The 17505-nt window shown below is 68.7% G+C and carries 16 protein-coding genes and 1 riboswitch; of the genes, 14 read left to right on the top strand and 2 right to left on the bottom strand.

All coding sequences use genetic code 11. The features are described from left to right. The 3 genes from OZ671_RS00100 to OZ671_RS00110 are packed head-to-tail and all read left to right on the top strand — an operon-like array spanning nt 1 to nt 3010. Complete coding sequence (locus OZ671_RS00100; RefSeq protein WP_268858807.1) at nt 1-1161, top strand: acyl-CoA dehydrogenase family protein; 1161 nt, start codon at nt 1-3, stop codon at nt 1159-1161. A gap of 8 nt (nt 1162-1169) precedes the next feature. Further along, nucleotides 1170-2219, top strand: coding sequence for an acyl-CoA dehydrogenase (locus OZ671_RS00105; protein ID WP_268858808.1), 1050 nt, complete (start codon nt 1170-1172; stop codon nt 2217-2219). Continuing rightward, the gene (locus tag OZ671_RS00110; RefSeq protein WP_268858809.1) at nt 2216-3010 is read left to right on the top strand and encodes an IclR family transcriptional regulator; all 795 of its coding nucleotides are present in this window, start codon (nt 2216-2218) and stop codon (nt 3008-3010) included. The genes OZ671_RS00105 and OZ671_RS00110 overlap by 4 nt, the downstream gene beginning before the upstream one ends. Nucleotides 3011-3086: 76 nt before the next feature. On the opposite strand, the gene OZ671_RS00115 is transcribed toward OZ671_RS00110, so the two are convergent. Continuing rightward, on the bottom strand, nt 3087-3560 hold the full coding sequence (locus OZ671_RS00115) for a CYTH domain-containing protein (RefSeq protein WP_268858810.1): 474 nt from the start codon (nt 3558-3560) through the stop codon (nt 3087-3089). A 172-nt stretch (nt 3561-3732) separates the two neighbouring features. On the opposite strand from OZ671_RS00115, the gene OZ671_RS00120 reads away from it, so the two are divergent. From OZ671_RS00120 to OZ671_RS00160, 9 genes are all read left to right on the top strand, one after another. Further along, the gene (locus OZ671_RS00120; RefSeq protein ID WP_268858811.1) at nt 3733-4365 is read left to right on the top strand and encodes a LysE family translocator; all 633 of its coding nucleotides are present in this window, start codon (nt 3733-3735) and stop codon (nt 4363-4365) included. 33 nt (nt 4366-4398) lie between these two features. Next, nucleotides 4399-5919, top strand: coding sequence for a glycosyltransferase family 39 protein (locus OZ671_RS00125; protein WP_268858812.1), 1521 nt, complete (start codon nt 4399-4401; stop codon nt 5917-5919). A gap of 171 nt (nt 5920-6090) precedes the next feature. After that, nucleotides 6091-6783 (top strand): HAD-IA family hydrolase, encoded by a 693-nt coding sequence (locus OZ671_RS00130; protein ID WP_268858813.1) that lies wholly within the window; start codon nt 6091-6093, stop codon nt 6781-6783. Nucleotides 6784-6906: 123 nt separating this feature from the next. After that, nucleotides 6907-8697 (top strand): methyl-accepting chemotaxis protein, encoded by a 1791-nt coding sequence (locus OZ671_RS00135; protein ID WP_268858814.1) that lies wholly within the window; start codon nt 6907-6909, stop codon nt 8695-8697. Between the two features lie 65 nt (nt 8698-8762). Next, nucleotides 8763-8956, top strand: a riboswitch (cobalamin riboswitch). Nucleotides 8957-9459: 503 nt separating this feature from the next. After that, nucleotides 9460-11595: a TonB-dependent receptor gene (locus OZ671_RS00140; protein ID WP_268858815.1), complete on the top strand. Its 2136-nt coding sequence runs from the start codon at nt 9460-9462 to the stop codon at nt 11593-11595. Beyond that, on the top strand, nt 11582-12412 hold the full coding sequence (locus tag OZ671_RS00145; protein ID WP_268858816.1) for an ABC transporter ATP-binding protein: 831 nt from the start codon (nt 11582-11584) through the stop codon (nt 12410-12412). The genes OZ671_RS00140 and OZ671_RS00145 overlap by 14 nt, the downstream gene beginning before the upstream one ends. Next, on the top strand, nt 12409-13374 hold the full coding sequence (locus OZ671_RS00150; RefSeq protein ID WP_268858817.1) for an ABC transporter substrate-binding protein: 966 nt from the start codon (nt 12409-12411) through the stop codon (nt 13372-13374). The genes OZ671_RS00145 and OZ671_RS00150 overlap by 4 nt, the downstream gene beginning before the upstream one ends. After that, nucleotides 13371-14453 (top strand): FecCD family ABC transporter permease, encoded by a 1083-nt coding sequence (locus OZ671_RS00155; protein ID WP_268858818.1) that lies wholly within the window; start codon nt 13371-13373, stop codon nt 14451-14453. The genes OZ671_RS00150 and OZ671_RS00155 overlap by 4 nt, the downstream gene beginning before the upstream one ends. A 42-nt stretch (nt 14454-14495) precedes the next feature. Beyond that, nucleotides 14496-15254, top strand: coding sequence for a (2Fe-2S) ferredoxin domain-containing protein (locus OZ671_RS00160; protein ID WP_268858819.1), 759 nt, complete (start codon nt 14496-14498; stop codon nt 15252-15254). Between the two features lie 8 nt (nt 15255-15262). Here OZ671_RS00160 and OZ671_RS00165 read toward each other — a convergent pair whose 3' ends face one another. After that, nucleotides 15263-15670: a nuclear transport factor 2 family protein gene (locus OZ671_RS00165; RefSeq protein WP_268858820.1), complete on the bottom strand. Its 408-nt coding sequence runs from the start codon at nt 15668-15670 to the stop codon at nt 15263-15265. Nucleotides 15671-15764: 94 nt separating this feature from the next. Between OZ671_RS00165 and OZ671_RS00170 the strand changes: the two genes are divergently transcribed. Continuing rightward, a complete protein-coding gene (locus OZ671_RS00170; protein ID WP_268859056.1) occupies nt 15765-16691 on the top strand; it encodes a LysR family transcriptional regulator in 927 nt (308 codons plus the stop codon). Between the two features lie 166 nt (nt 16692-16857). Continuing rightward, nucleotides 16858-17484 (top strand): PadR family transcriptional regulator, encoded by a 627-nt coding sequence (locus tag OZ671_RS00175; RefSeq protein WP_268858821.1) that lies wholly within the window; start codon nt 16858-16860, stop codon nt 17482-17484. Nucleotides 17485-17505 lie beyond the last annotated feature (21 nt).

The following is a 17505-nucleotide window of genomic DNA, read 5'->3' on the forward strand; positions in this document are numbered from 1 at the left end:
ATGGATCCACTGGCCTTCCGCTCGGCGGCGCGCAGCTTTCTCGCCGCCGAGCTCGATCGGTTGCGCGCCGACTTTCCGGGCTTGCCTTTTACCGATCCGGTCCTGCGGCGGGCTTTCGAGGATCGCGTCTGCCGCGGCGGCTGGTCGGGGCTCAACTGGCCGAAGGAGGCCGGCGGGCAGGCGCTGCCCATCGACCTGATCGCGATCTTCCTCGAGGAATGCGCGCGCGCCGGCATCCCGAAGGGCATCAATCTCATCGGCCACGGCATCCTGGCGCCGACCCTGCTGCTCCACGGATCGCCCGAGCAGAAGGCCCGTTTTCTGCCCGGCATCCTCGCCAATACCGAGATCTGGTGCCAGGGCTATTCGGAACCCGATGCCGGCTCGGACCTGGCGGCGCTGCGCACCCGCGCCGAGCGCGACGGGGACCATTATGTGGTCACCGGCCAGAAGATCTGGACGAGCTATGCCCATCTCGCCGACTGGTGTTTCCTTCTGGCGCGCACCGACCCGGCCGCCGCCAGGCACAAGGGCATTTCGTTTTTCCTGGTCGACATGAAGTCGCCGGGCATCACCGTCCGTCCGATCCGCCAGATGGATGGCCAGGAGGAGTTCAACGAGGTCTTCTTCAACCGGGTCCGCGTGCCGGTGGACCTCAGGGTGGGCGAGGAAAATGCCGGCTGGGCCATTGCCATGGCGGCGGCGAGCTACGAGCGGGCGACCTATTTCATTCCGCGTCTCGTGCAGATGGAGCAGGAGCTCGCCGACCTCGTCGCCGTTTCCCGCGAAATGATCAGGGACGGCAGGCGCGTCTGCGACGATCCGCTGGTCCGCGATGCCTTCGCCCGGCTGTTCGTCGACGTCCAGGCGCTGAAGCTGCATGCGAGGACCATGCTGGCCGCGGCGGCGCGTCACGAGCAGCCGGGTCCGGAAGGCTCCTTCATCAAGCTGCTCTGGAGCGAGAGCCATCAGCGGCTGCTCGACCTCGCTCTGACCGTGATCGGCCCGGAGGTGCTGCTCGGGCCGCACGAACCGAGCGCAATCCGGCATCGCCACTGGCAGCGCGATCATTTGTGGAGCCGTGCCGAGACCATTCTGGCGGGGACGTCCGAGATCCAGCGCAATGTCGTGGGCGAGCGCGCCCTCGGTTTGCCGCGGTAGGTGGGAACATGACGGAACGAGCCGATCTGAACCTGATGCGGGACTCGGCCCGGCGCGCGTTGTCGCAGGGGCCTGGCGTCCGCGAGCTCGCACGCGGCGAGGCGCCGCCGCCCGCGGCTGCCGACGAGGCAATGGCGCTCGCCGCGGCGCAGGGCTGGACGGCCATGCTGGCGGCGGAGGCCGCCGGCGGCCTCGGCCTTGGCCTGCGCGAGGCCGCCGTCATTGCGGGCGAGATCGGGCGCGCGCTCGCTCCCGGGCCCTATCTCGCCAATGTCGTTCTGCTGCCGTTGCTGGGCCGCAGCGCCGAGCCATGGCTGGTCGACCTGGCCGCCGGGGCCGCCGCCGGCGGGCGCTTCGTCACGGTGCTCGAGCGTGACCTGCGCCATGGACCGGACGCGCGCCTCCTCGCGGAGCACGGCAGTGGGACGAGGCCGCTCGTGATCCTCGATGCTCCGGCGCAGGATGGCGGAGCCATGGAGGTCCGGCTGATCGAGGCGCCTCGGTTCGAGGAACGCCGCCCCTTCGATCCGACCTGTCCCGTTGCCGAGCTCGACGGCGCCGAGCGCCACAGGGCCGATGCGGCGGCCCGGATCGCACCGGAGCTGGCGGCTGACGTCCTGGCCGCGGCCCGGCTCTGGATCGCGGCGGAACTGCTCGGCCTCGCCGAGCGGGCAGGGGACATGTCGATCGCCCATGCCGGCACCCGCCGTCAGTTTGGCGGCCCGATCGGGGCGCATCAGGCGATCAAGCACCGGATCGTCGACGATTATGTCCTGCGGCAGAACGCCGCGGCCATCCTCGCCGAGGCGGTGCAGGCCTTCGATGCCGGCCGCGGCGACCGGTTCCTGCTCGGCCATGCCGCGCGGGTCGCTGCCAGCGAGGCCGCAATGTCCTCGACGGCTCATTGCATCCAGGTGCACGGTGCGTTCGGTTTTTCGGCCGAAAGTCCGATCCATCTGGCCTATAAACGGGCACGCCGGCTCGTCGCGAGCTTTGGCGATACGGCCGCGAGCCGCATGTGGATCGCCGGCGCCATCATCGAGGGGACTGCTGCATGATCAAGACGCCGGGCGGTCGGCAGGACGGCGTCCAGGCCATCCGCCGGGCGACGCAGATCCTGTCCGCCATTGCCCGGCGCAGTCCGTCCGGCATGGGGCTGGCCGAGCTGTCGCGGCGTACCGAGCTGTCGCACCCGACCGTCCGCCGCATTCTGCGCGGCTTGATGGAGGAGCGGCTGGTCGTCCAGGAGGAGGTTTCCAAGCGCTACCATCTCGGGCCGCTGATCTTCGAGTTCGGCCTGTGCACGACCCATCAGAGCGCGCTGGTGCGACAGGCGCGCCCGGCGCTCGAACGCCTGTCCGCCGCAACCGAGGATACGATCTACCTGATGGCGCGTTCGGGCACGGATGCCGTCTGCCTCGACCGGATCGAGGGCACCTATCCGATCCGCGTGGTCACGACGGGCATTGGCGACCGCCGACCGCTGGGCATCGGCGCGGTCGGGCTCGCCATCCTGTCGCGGCTCGAGGAGACCGAAATCAATGCGGTGCTGCGCGAGAACGAGCAGGGCTATGAGCACTATGGGCTCAAGCTCGCCGATCTCAGGGCCGCGATTTGGGCATCACGCGAGCGCGGTTACGGTGTTTCGGACAGCCTTCTGACCGAGGGCGTCGGCGGCATCGGCCTTGCCATCGTCTCCGCCAGCGGCTCGCCGATTGCCGGCATCAGCATCGCCTCGGTGTCCGAGCGGGTCTTCGGGCCCCGGCTCGAGCGGAACCTGGCACTCCTGCGGCAGGAGGTCGACGCGATCTCGGAAGAGCTGAAGAACTATCTGCTGCTGCTCAAATAGCCAGGGCGGCGCACGGCCGGAGACGGTCCCTCGCACGTCCTCGTGACGCCGCGTGGAGCGTTGGCACCATGGCGGCTCAGGCGGCCGCTTCGTCCTTCGGGATGCCATAGGTCGAGAGCGCCGAGTTGCGATAGCGCCGGTCGAAGGTCACTTCGCGGCCGAGCCAGGCCGGCCGCTCGAACGCCTCGTCGACATGGCCGAGCTCGATCTCGGCGATGATCAGGCCCTTGAGGGGCCCCTCGAACTCGTCGATTTCCCACAATTTTCCGGCGTAGGTCACCTCGTGCCGGACCTTGTCGATCGCCTGATGGCAGCAGAGCTGCAGCAGCCCCTGCGCATCGGCGGCGGGGATCTCATATTCGAACTCCTCCCGGGCCGGCTCCTCGAGATCGGCCTTGATGGTCAGCGTCGCCCGGCCGCCGGCGAGCCTGACGCGGGCCGACGAGGTCGGGGAGGCGAAGAGGTAGCCTTGCTGGATCCGGTGCGGCTTGGCGCCACGCCGCCACGTATCGCCGACGACGAGGAATTTGCGCTCGATTTCGATGGCCATGGGGGGACGCCGCCTTCGATCGACCGGGGAGCCCGGACGGGGCAATGTGACCGTTGAAGCCGCGGCCGGCAAGCTACCCTGGGTAGATTTGCGGCGCTGCTTCGCGGCTGTTGGCCATTGCCGGGCGGCCCCGCTCAATGCTCAGATGACGTGCGTCCTACCGGAGCCTCCCATGACGATCGGTCTGTTCTTCGCAACGCTTGCCGCGGCGATGATCTATATTCTCACCCCCGGGCCTGCCTTTCTCGCACTTTTTGCGCTCTCGGCGAGCCGCGGGCGTGGCGCCGGAGCCCTGTTCGTCGCCGGCCACCTCGTCGGCGACATTCTCTGGGGCACGCTGGCGCTCGCGGCCATTGTCGGCGTCAACCAGCTCGGCCCGATGCTGTTCGAGGCTCTGGGCCTGTTCTGCGGGCTCTATCTCATCTGGCTCGGCATCCGGGCGGTGCTGAGCCGGCAGGCCGCCGGCATGGCCGTGGTCGGCGCGAACCACCCCTTGAGCGCCGGCCTCGTCTTCGGCCTGACCAACCCGAAGGCCTATCCGGTGTCGGTCGCCATGTTCACCGTCCTGGTCGGCCACTATTCCGGCCTCCTGACCTGGGACATGGCTCCGCTCGTCATGGCGGTGGCCTTTGTCGGCTTCATCCTGGCCGACCTCATCCTGGTGGCGATCGCCGGTCTCGACCTCGTCCGCCGGTTCTTCCTGCGCCACGGCCTGATCGTCACCAGGGTGGTCGGTGTCACTTTCGTGCTGTTCGGCGCCAAGTCGATCGGCGATGCGGTCGCGAGCTATCGTGCGAGGGCATAGCCGCGGGACGCGATTCCGGCTAAGCGGCGCGGCATGAAACCGTTCGATCGCCTCTCGCCCGATCCGGCGCGCGCCGCGCTTGTCGTGATCCTCGCCTTCACGGCGCTGCGCATCGTGTTCGCGGCCCTTCTCGGCTTCGGCGTCGACGAAAGCTATACGCTCGGCCAGGCGCGCCATCTCAGCCTGTCCTATTTCGACCATCCCCCGCTTCACATCTGGCTCGCCCACGCCGCGATGAAGCTGTTCGGCACGAGCTGGGCCGTCCGCCTGCCCTTCGTCCTGCTGTTCGCGGCGACCTCGTGGCTGCTGTACCGACTGACAGAACGGCTGTTCGGCGCCCCGGCCGGCCTCTGGGCCACTTTCAGCCTCAACGTCTCGGTGTTCTTTCTCGCCTCGCCCGGCACCTGGGTGGTGCCGGACGGGCCGCTCCTGTTCTGCCTCGCCGCCGGCGTTCTGGCGCTCGCGCGGCTGTTCTTTCCGGGCGAGGGCGAACATCCCTCGGTCTGGGGTGCCTGGAGCCTTGCCGGCCTCGCCTTCGGCCTCGCCGGGCTTTCGAAATATTCGGCGATCTTCGTCGTCGCCGGCCTTGCCGTGTTCCTGGTCGCGACCGGGCACCGGCGCCAGCTGCTCCACCCCGCGCCCTATCTCGGCGCGCTGATCGCGGCGGTGGTCGTCAGCCCGGTCATTCTGTGGAACATGGGCCATGACTGGGCGTCGCTGAAGTTCCAGGCCGGCCGGGGCGGCGGCAAGGGCCTGACGCTGACAGCCTTCGCGCAGATGGTGGTCGGCCAGTTCGTCTGGCTGGCGCCCTGGGTCGCCGTGCCGCTCGCCTATGCCGGGGTGGCCGCCTTCGGCCTGATCAGGGATCCGCGCCGCCTGTTCCTGATCGCCCTCGGCCTGCCCAGCATTGCCTATTTCACGCTGCAGTCGCTCTGGTCGGGCTGGGCCCTGCCGCATTGGCCGATGCCAGGCTGGTTTTTCGTCTTTCCCTTGCTCGGCCTGTGGCTCGCCGAAAACCCCGACGCCAAGCCCTCGCCGGCGGCCTGGGCGAAATGGTGCGCGGGTCTCGCTTTCGGGCTGGCCATCGGTCTTGGGATGATCGGCGCGACCGGGCTCCTGACGCGGCTCGGGGTGCCCGCCAGGGCCGATCCGACGCTCGACGCGCTGAACTGGTCCGCCCTGCGGCCGGCGCTGACGGCGCGCGGCGCGGGCGGGGTGGGTGGACCGGTGGTCGCCGGTCTGACCTGGAACGAGGGCGGCAAGATCGATCTCGTCATCGGCGATGCCGCGCCCGTCATCGTGCTGGGCACGGATCCGCGCGGTTTCGCCTATCGGCAGGACCAGCGCGCCTATGCGGGTCGCGACGTGCTCATCGTCGCGCTCGCCGGCACCTATCGTCGGTTCGAGGCCGATCTTGCAAGCCAGTTCGATGTGCTCGGCGAGCCCGAGCTGCTGTCGATCGGGCGCTCCGGCCGGCCCGAACTGGATCTCGTCATCGTCAGGGCACGTGGCCTCAAGTCGGCAACGCCGCGCGCGCTCGCGTCCCGGAGCTGACATTCGCCACGGGCCGACATCGAAGGCGCAGCGAATTGCAGCCCGGGAGCCCTGGCACCGCGACGCTGGCGCTCCCGCCGCGCGAGGCAGGCCTGCGGCGCCAGCCGTGACATGGCCGGCGCGATCCGGCATGAGGGAGCAGTTCCCTTGTCAGTAGCGATCCGGAAGCCCATGACCGCGCCCACCATCGTCTTCGACCTCGACGGCACGCTCGTCGACACCCATCCCGACCTCATCGGCACCTTGTCCTGGCTGCTCGAGGCCGAGGGGCTCGATCCCGTCGATCTCGAACAGGCGAAGAACCTCATCGGTCACGGCATGAAGCCGATGATCGAGAAGGCGCTGAAGCTGCAGGGCAGGGGCGGCACCCAGGACGAGATCGACACGGTCTATGCCCGCTACGTCGAGGCCTATGAGCGGCGCATCGCCGACGACAGCCGGCCCTATCCCGGCATCGTCGCCGCGCTCGACCGTTTCGCCGCCGAAGGCATGCGGCTCGCGGTCTGCACCAACAAGCTGCATCGGCTGGCGGTGAAGCTGCTCGACGCCCTCGATCTCAGCCGCCGGTTCGACGTCATCACCGGCTTCGACACCTATCCGATCCGCAAGCCGCATCGCGATCATCTGCTCTTCACCATCCGCGATGCCGGCGGCGACCCGCGACGGGCGGTGATGATCGGCGATTCCGAAACCGATATCCGCACCGCGCAGGCGGCGGGCGTGCCGGTCGTCGCCTATTCCGGCGGCTATACGGCGATCCCGCTGCCCGAACTGAGCCCGGATGTCATTCTGGACGACTACAAGGATCTTGCCGCGACCGTCGAGCGTTTGCTGGCGCGTGACGTGGTTGGTCAGCCCACATGACGGGAATGGTTTCGCAATTTCCCTTCGGTAAGGCCCGATCTTAAGCCGCCGTTTACCATGGCTTCCTAGGCTTTCCCGCCGTCGGCCCGGTACAGCGATGCCGCGGCCGCGAGGGGGATCGCCATGGCTTTCAGCCAATTGTTCGCCCGGCGTCGCATCGCCGACGGCACGTCCGCGCCCGTTCGGGCCGGAGCGGACACGACAGAGGCGGACGGCGCCGCTGTCGACAGCGACGACGAAATCGCCCGGCTGAAGGCCGAGATCGGCCGCGTTCGCGACACGATCGACCTGGTCGAGGCCGACCTGATGGCGATGATCCGCGACGTCGCGGTCTCCACCGATCGGGTGCATGACGGCACCGCTGCGGCGGCTGACGCGCTGTCGGCGATTCGCGAACGGTCCGGCGCGCTCAACGCGCTTGCCGCCGACGCGTCGGAAAACTCGCGTGAACTGGCGGCGGCCACCGCCAAGTTCACCGAGAGCGCGACGGAGATCGGCGGCCAGGTCCGGCAGGCGACCTTGCTGACCGACCAGGCGATCGAGGCGGCCGGTTCGGCGTCGAGCAGTGTCGATAGCCTGCGCGCATCGTCGGCCGAGATCGACCAGGTGGTGGGGCTGATCGCACGCATCGCCCGGCAGACCAATCTTCTCGCGCTCAACGCCACCATCGAGGCCGCGCGCGCCGGCGAACTCGGCAAGGGCTTCGCGGTCGTCGCCACCGAAGTGAAGATGCTGTCGCAGGAAACCCAGAAGGCCACCGACGAAATCGCCCGGCGCATCGCCCAGCTGCAGGCCGACAGCCAGTCGTCGATCACCGCCGTTCAGAAGATCGCCGGCGCTGTCGAGGCGATCCGCCCGGTCTTCGCGTCAGTCGCCGACGCGGTCGAGGAGCAGGTCGCAACCATTGGCGATCTCTCCCGCTCGGCCGGCGAGACGGCCCGTTTTGTCGAGACGGTTTCGGCTGGGGCCGCCGCCATCGATACCGCCGCGAGCGCGGCGAGCGAGACATCGACGGCCGCCGATGCGGCCGGCCGGCAGGCACGCGCGCTCGCCGAGAAGCTCCGCTCCCGTTTCACCATCGTCCTCCGCCAGTCCGAGATCGGCGATCGACGCCGCTTCGACCGGCTGCCGGCCGATATCGTGGTGAGGCTGCATGGCCATGGTCTCACGCTCGAAGCGCATACGATCGACATTTCAGAGGATGGTGTGCTGGTCGCGACGCCCCAGGCCGCCAATGTCAAGGTCGATGGCCACTATCGCTGCAGCCTCGCCGAGGTCGGAGAGGTCGAGCTGCGGGTGGTCGCCAGATCACCGCTCGGCATTCATTGCCAGTTCGTCTCGGTCTCGCCGTCCTGCCGCGCCGCGCTGGAGGCGAAACTTGCGGCTCTGCGCGCCGCCGAGGCGGACCGAATCGGCCGCGCGGTCGAGGCCGCGACCGAGGTCGGGGCGGCGATCGAAAGGGCGGTCGAGGCCGGCCAGCTCGGCCGCGACGACGTCTTCGACAATGCCTATGTCGAGATCGACGGCACCAATCCGGTCCAGCACACGACGCGCTATCTCAAGGCTTTCGAGACGGTGCTGCCCGCCATTCTCGAACGCTGGCTGGCGACCGACCGGCGCATGGCCTTCTGCGTGGCGGTGGACCGCAACGCCTATCTGCCCGTGCACAACAGGGCCTATGCCCAGGCCCAGCGCCCCGGCGATCCGGTCTGGAACGCCGCCCATGCGCGCAACCGCCGGATCTTCGACGACAGGGCCGGACTCAGCGCGGCCCGCAGCGTGCGGCCCTTCCTGATCCAATCCTATGCGCGCGACCTTGGCGACGGCACCGTGGTGATGATGAAGGAGATCGATGCGCCGATCCGCATCTTCGGCCGACACTGGGGCGGCTTGCGCATGGCCTACAAGCTCTGAGGACGTCGGACAAAGGTCGTATTCCGGTCGCCCCCGAGCGTGCTTGACCGGCCATGGCGCTTCCACCTACCCTTGGTGGTGACGGTTCCCGCAAGGGACAAAAGGGAATGCGGTGCGAGCGAAGAGCTCAAGGCCGCGGCTGCCCCCGCAACTGTAAGCGGAAAGTCCTCCACCACCATGTCACTGGGCTTCGGCCTGGGAAGACGGCGGAGGGCGTCGATCCGTGAGCCAGGAGACCTGCCGTCAGCCGTGGTCACGCGCGGACAGGTTGGGCGGGGTGCCCCAGCTGGAGCTCGATCCGACTGTTCCTGACGGGACAGGGGGAAGGGGCCTCGTTCGCGGTGACGTGCCACACTCGTCGCCCGAGGTCGCCTCGTGTCCGCCTTTTCTGTCCAATCGCCCGGCGCGGGGTTGCGCCTGGGTTTTTCCACGCGCGCCAAGCCGCATGTCGCGGCCGCCCCGATCGCTTCGCTGCCGGCTTCGTGTCCCGCGCTGCCGATGAAGGCATCGGGCTTGACCTCGTCGCGTGGTTCCGTCATACGATATGTTATAACATATCATAAAAGGCTGGCGGATGTCCCCTTTGTCCATCGGTTCCTGTCGTCGACATGGACGCTGCCACGGCCGGCCTGCGGCGGGCTGATCGAAGGCTCCCTTGCCGGTGCCGGCCTGTCCTCGCCATTTCCCAGCGACGGAACCCGAATGTCCTGCCATGTTCGCCCGCGCAGTCCAGCGCACCTGCGGCGCTCCGGGCACCGCACCATGACCCTGCTCGCCGCCACGGTCCTTCCCCTGCTCGCTGCGGACCCCGGGCGAGCGGAGGAGGCCGGCGGCATTGCTCCGGGTCCGACACTCGCGCTCGACACGATCACCATCGAAGGCCGCCGGACGATTGCCCCGAGCGGTCTCAACCTGTCGGCACCGGCGGTCAGCGGCAGCCGCCTTGGCCTGACGCCGTTGCAGACGCCGGCCAGCATCGAGATCATGTCCGGCGAGCGCCTGCGCGAGCGCGGCCAGAACACGGTCGCGGAGGCGGTGACTCAGAATGCCACCGGCATCACCTGGCTCGGCGCGCCGGGCAATGGCGGCGGTTCCTATGCCTCGCGCGGCTTTGCCGGCGTCAGCTCGGTGATGAACCTCTATGACGGCACGCGGCTCTATGTCGGCTCGGGCACCGTCACCTTTCCCTTCGACACCTGGAATGTCGAGCGGATCGAGGTCCTGCGCGGGCCGGCCTCGGTGCTTTACGGCGAGGGGGCGATCGGCGGCGTCATCAATGTCGTGCCGAAAAAGCCGACCTTCTCGCCCGTCAACGCCGCCGAAGCGAGCATCGCGTCCCATGGCGGCCGGCGCCTCGCCTTCGACAGCGGCGGGCCCTTGTCGGACCGGTTCGCCTACCGTTTCAACATTGCGGGCACGATGACCGACGGCTGGCTCAGGCCGAACGGCGAGTTCCGCAATCTCGCCGTGTCGGGCGCGCTTCTGTTCCAGGCGACACCCGATCTTGCTTTCACCGTCTCCCACGATGTCGGCTACCAGGAGCCGATGCGCTATTTCGGCACGCCGCTCGTCAATGGCCGTCCGGAACAGCGGATGCGCGCCGCCAACTACAATGTCAACGACAGTCGCGTCGGCTTCCAGGACAACTGGAGCCAGTTCAAGGTGGAATGGACGCCGACCTCCGATTTCACCTTGCGCAACACGGCCTACCGTCTCTCCTCGCATCGCCAGTGGCGCAACGTGGAGAGCTATTCCTACCTGCCGGCCACGGATCGCATCGCCCGTTCGAGCTATATCGAGATCTTCCACATGCAGGAGCAGTGGGGGAACCGCTTCGACGCCACCTGGCGTGGCACGATGCTCGGCTTCAGGAACGAACTGGTGGCCGGCTTCGACATCAACCGGATCCGTTTCCGCAATGTCAGCAACTCGCCCTATGGCGGCACCAGCACGGTCGATCCCGTCGGCTTCGACCCCGGCAATTTCATCAATATTGCCGGCACGCGGCCAGCCTTCCAGTCGACGGCCGACCAGACCTCGCTGTTCGCCGAGAACCGCCTGTCGCTGACCGACAATCTCGCGCTCATCGGCGGCCTGCGCTACGAGGCGCCGCGCATCCACCGCGACGATCTGATCAATCCGGCGAACACGTTCAGCGCCCGCTTCCAGGCGCTCAGTTATCGCGTGGGCATCGTCTACAATCCCATTCCCGACATGGCGCTCTATGCGCAATATTCGACCGGCATCGATCCGGTGCGAGATCTCCTGTCGCTGTCGATCAGCCAGCGCGATTTCAAGCTCTCGACCGGCCGCCAGGTCGAGGTCGGCGTGAAGCAGACGTTCTGGGGCGGGCGCGGCGAGTTCACGCTCGCCGCCTATCGCATCACCAAGGACAATCTCGTCTCGGTCGACGCGAGCAATCCGGGCGTGGCGGTGCAGGTCGGCAGCCAGTCGTCGCAGGGCATCGAAGCGGCGCTGTCGCTGAAGCTTCTGGACAACCTCAGGGTCGAGGGCAATCTCGCCCTGCTGCATGCCCAGTACGACAGTTTCCAGCAGACCGTCGGCGGGGTGGTCGTGTCCTATCGCGGCAAGCAGCCGCAGCACGTGCCGGAGCAGGTCGCCAATCTCTGGGTGACCTGGTCGCCGCTGCCGCGCCTGGAGGCGCGGGCGGGGGTGCAATATGTCGGCGAGACCTTCAGCGATTTCGCCAATACCGCCCGCCGCCCGGCCTATGCGGTCGTCAATGCCAGCGTCGACTATCGGCTCACCGACGCCGCGCGCGTCAGCCTGCGCGTCAACAACCTGTTCGACAAGGTCTATCCGGTGACCGGCTCGACGAGCATGTGGCTGCTGGGCCGCCCGCGCACGGTGGAGCTTGCCTATCATGTCAGCTTCTAGCGGCAAGATGCCGGCGACGAGTGGTGGGCCGCCGCTGGCGATGGCGGTGGACGGCCTGCGCGTGCGCCGCAGTGGCCGCGACGTCCTCGCCGATGTCGCGCTCGCCGTGCCGGCCGGCATGATGACCGGCATTCTCGGCCCCAACGGTTGCGGCAAGAGCACGCTGCTGCGCTGCCTCGCCGGCCTCGAGCGGCCCGACGCGGGGCACGTGCTGATCGGCGGCACCGACATTGGCGAACTGCCGCCGGCGCTGCTCGCGCGCCGCCTGGCCCTGCAGGCGCAGGACGCCGACACAGCGCTCGGCTTCCGGGTGCGGGACGTCGTCGGACTCGGCCGGCTCGCGCACCGGCGCGGGCTTCTCGCCGGCGAGGACGACCACGATCGGGCGGTCGTCGCGCGCGCCCTGGCTCTGCTCGACCTCGGCGGTCTCGCCGACAGCGCCGTCGAAACCCTGTCGGGCGGCGAGCGCCAGCGGGTCATGCTGGCCCGCGCCCTGGCGCAGGAGCCGGAGATCCTGCTGCTGGACGAGCCGCTCAATCATCTCGACGTCCATCATCGGTTCGAGGTCCTGGCGCTCGTCCGTTCGCTCGGGATCACCGTGCTCGCCGTGCTGCATGATCTCGATCTCGCCGGGCGCTATTGCGACCGCGTGGTGATCATGAAGGCCGGCCGGATCGTCGCCGACGCGCCGCCCGAGGCCGCGCTGACGCGCGCGCATCTCGTCCCGGCCTTCTCGGTCGAGGCTTCGGTCGACCGTCACCCTGCGACGCGGCAGATCCGCATCGATCTGCAGCCGATCGAACGGGGGCGGTCATGATGCGCTTCAGCCGGACCATCGCTCTCGCGACCTTCGTTCTCGGCGCTGCAGCCCCCGCGCACGCCTTTCCGGTCGAGGTCGCGAACTGCTTCGACACGGTGCGCTTCGATGCGGCGCCACGGCGCGCCGTCGTCAACGATACCAACATGGTCCAGACTATGCTCGATCTCGGCCTTGCCGACAGGATCGTCGGCGTCTCCGGCATTGCCGGCGTCGAGCGCCACCTCATCGCGCCGCCGGGCGTCGTCGCGCGCCTGAACCAGTTCGTCGATCGCGCGCCGCTGCTCGAAGCCGTGCTCGGGCTGGATCCGGACTTCATGTTCGCCGGCTGGAGCTATGGTTTCACGCCCGCGCGCGGCCTCACTCCGGAGACGCTCGCCGCCATGGGCGTGAAGAGCTACGTCCTGCGCGAAAGCTGCATCCGCATCGGCCGGCGTGAGCCGATCAGCATGGAGACGCTCTATGCCGACATCCGTGCGCTGGGCGCGATCTTCGGCATAGAGGCCCGCGCAGCCGGCGTGATCGCTGGCCTGGAAGCCCGCGTCGCTGCTGTTGCCGGGCGCATCCACGGGGCCGGTGAACCGCCGCGCGTCATGTATTGCAGCGACTGCAACACGACGAGCCCGCCGGTCTCGGTCGGTGCCGAAGGCATGACCTCGCTGATCACGCGGCTCGCCGGCGGTCGGAACATTTTCGACGACATTCCCAACAGCTATGTCCGGGTGAGCTGGGAGGAGGTGGTCCGGCGCGATCCGCAATGGATCCTGATCAGCGACCACCGTCTTCCGGTCGAAGCGATCATCCGCCATCTGACCTCCGATCCGCAGCTCGCCCAGGTCGAGGCGATCCGCAAGCGGCAGTTCATCCGCATCACCTATGCCGAACAGACGCCGTCGACGCGCTCCGTCGATGGCCTCGAGAAGATCGCGCGGGCGCTCTATCCGGGACGGTTCGAACCATGACGGCACAGCTGGATAGGCCCCGGCCGCAGCATTTCGGCGCTGTCTTGCGGCAGCCCTCGACGCGCACCGGCCTTTTCGCCTGGTGCGCTCTCCTTGCCCTGCTTCTCGGCTTGTCGCTCGTCGTGACCGTCGCCTTCGGCGCGGTGCGCATCCCGGTGCGCGCGGTCGCCGGCATCATCGCCGCCGAATTCGGTTTCGGCGGCGAAGCCGGAGGCTGGAGCCGGGCCGAGCGCAATATCGTGTGGGAGCTGCGGCTGCCGCGCGTGATCTTGGGCGCGCTTGCCGGCGCGGGGCTTTCGGTCATCGGCGCGGCCCTGCAGGTCATCACCCGCAATCCACTCGCCGACCCCTATCTTTTCGGTGTCTCGGCGGGGGCCTCGGTCGGCGCGGTCGCGGTCATCCTGTTCACCGGTCCCTTCGCCGGGATCGCGTCGTTGCCGCTGGCCGCCTTCGCCGGAGCCTTCGCCGCGACCGTGATCGTCTTCGTCGCGGCCGGCGGAGCTGCGGGTGCGCCGAGCAGCGCGAGGCTCGTGCTGACCGGGGTGGCGGTCTCGTTCATCCTGCACGCGGTCACCAATGGCCTCATCGTCGGCGTCGCCGACCGCGGCGCGGAGACGGTCATGTTCTGGATGATGGGCAGCCTCGCCAATGCCCGCTGGTCGACGATCGGCGTGCCCTTTGCGGCGGTGCTCGCCGGCACGGCCTGGCTCGGCCTGCGCGCCGCCGCCGTCAACGCGCTCGCCTTCGGCGACGATACCGCGCGTTCGCTCGGCGTCGATCCGGCCCGGCTTCGGCTCGAGGTGTTCGCCGTCGCCTCGCTGATGACGGGTGCCATCGTTTCCGCCTGCGGCAGCATCGGCTTCGTCGGCCTGGTCCTGCCGCATCTCGTTCGCCTCGTCGCCGGCGGCGACCTGCGTCGGCTGATACCGCTTTCTGCGCTTTGCGGGGCCATCTTCCTCACCTGGATCGACGTTGTGGCGCGTCTCGCCTTCGCGCCCCGCGAGATCCCGCTCGGCGTCGTCACCGCCTCCTGCGGCGGCCTGTTCTTCCTCTGGCTGATGCGCCATCGCCGTCTCTGAGGGGACAGCCATGACCGTCTCGAACCTTGCAAGGTGCCGCCGATGACCGATGTCCCTCCTCCCGCGCGGACCGCCATCGTGCTCTATGGCCGCGCCGCCTTCGCCCAGGCGCAGAGCCTCGCCCGGCTCGCCGAGGAGGTGCGGCAGGTGCTCGGGCCGCTGGCCGCCGAACGGCGCATTGCGATTGCCTTCTCCGACCTGACCGGGCCGTCGCTGCCCGAAGTGCTCGATCAGCTCGCCGCCGAGGGGATCGCGGAGGCGGACATCGTCACCTGCATGGTACCGGCCGATCCGTCGTTGTCGACCTGGCTGCCGGGCGCGCTCAGCCACTGGCGGGCCGCCCGGGCCGTCACGATGACGGTCAGGCTGTCGCCACCGGTCGAGACCGCACTCGACATGGCGCGGGCCGTGGCGGCGGTGCTGCGGCCGGACGGCGGCGGCGATGTCGCGGCGGCCACGCCGAGCCTCGGCAAGCCCGGCTGGTCAAAGATCCCCGAACATGGCCGGCAACTGTTCTTCTGCGTCGGCGCGCGCTGCCTGCACCGGGCGGCCGAGCCGCTCTATCAGCACTTGCGCGCGCGCATGAAACGCCACCGCGCTCTTGCGAGCGGGCCGCGCCGGGTGATGTGCGCGCGGTCGAGCTGCCTCTATCCCTGCAATCTCGGCCCGCTCATGACCGTGCATCCGGACGGCGTCTGGTATGGCGGCCTGACGCCCGAGCGGATCGACCGCATCGTCGACGAGCACCTGGCCGGCGACAGCCCGGTCGTGGAATGCGTCGTGCACGTCACCGGCGGCTGACGTCCCGCTCATCCCGGATATTCGCCGAGCGCGCGCACCGCCAGCTCGGTATCGCAATATTCGGTGAGCGACATCAGCTTGCCGCCGGCGAGCCGCAGCACGAAGCAATAGCTGTTGCGGTACGGGCGCCCCGCCAGGGTGACGTTGTCGCCCTGCGCCTCAACCACCACCAGGTCGCCTTCGGCGATGATCCGTCGCGGCCGGGTCTTGATCCGGCCGTCGAGGCGCTCGCGCAGCACCTTGAACAATGTGCCGAGCACGGCGTCCTTGCCGGCGAAGGTACGCGACCAGGAGCTCTCCCCGGTGAGGGTCCAGCTGAAGTCGTCGGCCATGGCGTCGACGAGAGGTTTCGACTGGCCCTCGGCGAGGGCGTTGAACACTGTCGTGACGATCGTGCGGTTGTCGGGCTGGGTCATGATGCGGCCTCGTTCGGCAATGAATGCGAGGCGACTATCGCTCCGGGCCGGCTCATTCTTCCAATCGATAGATGATATGATGTATCTTCGCCGGATGAATTTGGCCGCGATCGACATGAACCTGCTGGTTGCGCTCGACGCATTGCTGGGGGAGGCGAGCGTCGGCCGCGCCGCCCTGCGCATCGGCCTGTCGCAGCCGGCGACCAGCCACGCCTTGCGGCGGCTCAGGGGGCTGGTCGGCGATCCGCTGCTGGTCCGGGTGGGCGCGCGCATGGAGCTGACGCCGCGCGCCGAGGCGCTGCGCCAGCCGCTGGCCGAGGCCCTGGATCGACTGCGCGGCCTGTTCGATGCCGAGGGGTTCGAGCCCGCGACCAGCACCAGGCGCTTCCGCCTGATGATGCCCGACCATGTCGTCGATCTGGTCCTGCCGGATCTGTCCGGGGCCGCCGCACGCGAAGCACCCGGCATCCGCCTTGATGTCGCGCCCTGGCGCGGTCCGGCCACCATGACGGCTGAGCTTGCCCGCTCGATCGATCTCGTCATCGGCTGCACGGCCGAAGCCTTTGCCGGTTTTCATCGCCAGCGCCTGTTCGCCGATACCGAGGCGCTTGCGGTGCGCCACGACCATCCCGACGGTACCGCGCTGGCGCGGCTGCCGGCCTTCCTGTCGGCGCGCCACGTGGCGGTTGTCGGCCGGGGCCAGCGGGAGGACCCGATCGACGCCTGGCTGCGCGAGAAGGCGCTCGCCCGTTCGATCGCCATGGTGGTGCCCGGCTATCTCCAGGCACTGCACCTGGTCGCGCGCACCGACCTCGTTGCCTTCGTGCCGCGCCGGCTGATCGAGGCGATGGCCGGGCCGCTCGGGCTTGCGGCCGTCGCGCCGCCGGTCGATCCCGGGTCCTACGAAGAATACCTGTTCCACCCGACCCGCGCGCAGGTCGATCCCGGCTCGGTCTGGCTGCGGCGCCATGTGCTGGCCATCGGCCGCAAGCTCGACCGGCGTCTCGCGCGCGCGGCCTGACGGCTCCGGCCGGCCCGAGCATTTCCTGACGATAAGACATGGGGCGGCGGCGTTTTGCGCCCGGCGTCGGCCGCCCGTCTGTTCGTGCGAAAGGTCTTAAGATATATCTTGCGCTATATATCGGACGAGCCTATCTTACGATATATATGAAACAGGAGATCAGCCCATGTTTGGACTACGCAGGGGATGTGGAGACGAGCGCTGGGCGGCGGGCCGCCGCTGGCGCGGAGGTGACGGTTTCGGCGGCTGGGGTGGGCCGCAGGGCATGGGCGGCGGCGACATGCTGCGCGCCGGCCGAATGCTGGCCACAGGCGATCTCAAGCTGCTGGCGCTCGCCCTGATCGAGCAGCAGCCGCGCCATGGCTACGACATCATCAAGGTGCTCGAGGAAAAGACTGCCGGCTGGTATTCGCCGAGCCCGGGCACGGTCTATCCGACCCTGACCTTCCTCGAGGAGGCCGGCTATGTGACCGCCGAGGCCGACGGTGCCAAGAAACTCTACACGATCACCGAGGAGGGCCGTGCCCATCTCGACCAGAACCGCAGTTTCGTCGATGCGGTGCTGGAGCGGCTGTCGGCCGTCGGAGAGAAAGCGGAGCGCGTGCGCCGCCATTTTCGCGGCGACGAGACGCGCGAGCGCCGCGAGGACGACGACATGCCGCGGTCCATCCGCGGCGCCTTCGAGGATCTGTCGCGCGTCGTGCGTCAGGTCCTGCGCGAGGATCCAAGCGCCAAGGCGCGCGTCATCGCGGCGCTCGATGCGGCGGCGGAGCAATTGAAGTCGCGCAACTGAGGCGGACGGCGTCCGGCAATC

Source organism: Phreatobacter sp. AB_2022a (assembly GCF_026847585.1).
Classification (GTDB): Bacteria; Pseudomonadota; Alphaproteobacteria; order Rhizobiales; family Phreatobacteraceae; genus Phreatobacter.

What these genes read in the sequence shown, in the direction of transcription:
- OZ671_RS00175 (WP_268858821.1), top strand. Translation starts at nt 16,858, where the DNA reads ATGTTTGGACTACGCAGGGGATGTGGAGACGAGCGCTGGGCGGCGGGC.
- OZ671_RS00135 (WP_268858814.1), top strand. Translation starts at nt 6,907, where the DNA reads ATGGCTTTCAGCCAATTGTTCGCCCGGCGTCGCATCGCCGACGGCACG.
- OZ671_RS00105 (WP_268858808.1), top strand. Translation starts at nt 1,170, where the DNA reads ATGACGGAACGAGCCGATCTGAACCTGATGCGGGACTCGGCCCGGCGC.
- OZ671_RS00125 (WP_268858812.1), top strand. Translation starts at nt 4,399, where the DNA reads ATGAAACCGTTCGATCGCCTCTCGCCCGATCCGGCGCGCGCCGCGCTT.
- OZ671_RS00155 (WP_268858818.1), top strand. Translation starts at nt 13,371, where the DNA reads ATGACGGCACAGCTGGATAGGCCCCGGCCGCAGCATTTCGGCGCTGTC.
- OZ671_RS00110 (WP_268858809.1), top strand. Translation starts at nt 2,216, where the DNA reads ATGATCAAGACGCCGGGCGGTCGGCAGGACGGCGTCCAGGCCATCCGC.
- OZ671_RS00140 (WP_268858815.1), top strand. Translation starts at nt 9,460, where the DNA reads ATGACCCTGCTCGCCGCCACGGTCCTTCCCCTGCTCGCTGCGGACCCC.
- OZ671_RS00150 (WP_268858817.1), top strand. Translation starts at nt 12,409, where the DNA reads ATGATGCGCTTCAGCCGGACCATCGCTCTCGCGACCTTCGTTCTCGGC.
- OZ671_RS00170 (WP_268859056.1), top strand. Translation starts at nt 15,765, where the DNA reads ATGAATTTGGCCGCGATCGACATGAACCTGCTGGTTGCGCTCGACGCA.
- OZ671_RS00130 (WP_268858813.1), top strand. Translation starts at nt 6,091, where the DNA reads ATGACCGCGCCCACCATCGTCTTCGACCTCGACGGCACGCTCGTCGAC.
- OZ671_RS00115 (WP_268858810.1), bottom strand. Translation starts at nt 3,560, where the DNA reads ATGGCCATCGAAATCGAGCGCAAATTCCTCGTCGTCGGCGATACGTGG.
- OZ671_RS00120 (WP_268858811.1), top strand. Translation starts at nt 3,733, where the DNA reads ATGACGATCGGTCTGTTCTTCGCAACGCTTGCCGCGGCGATGATCTAT.
- OZ671_RS00145 (WP_268858816.1), top strand. Translation starts at nt 11,582, where the DNA reads ATGTCAGCTTCTAGCGGCAAGATGCCGGCGACGAGTGGTGGGCCGCCG.
- OZ671_RS00160 (WP_268858819.1), top strand. Translation starts at nt 14,496, where the DNA reads ATGACCGATGTCCCTCCTCCCGCGCGGACCGCCATCGTGCTCTATGGC.
- OZ671_RS00165 (WP_268858820.1), bottom strand. Translation starts at nt 15,670, where the DNA reads ATGACCCAGCCCGACAACCGCACGATCGTCACGACAGTGTTCAACGCC.
- OZ671_RS00100 (WP_268858807.1), top strand. Translation starts at nt 1, where the DNA reads ATGGATCCACTGGCCTTCCGCTCGGCGGCGCGCAGCTTTCTCGCCGCC.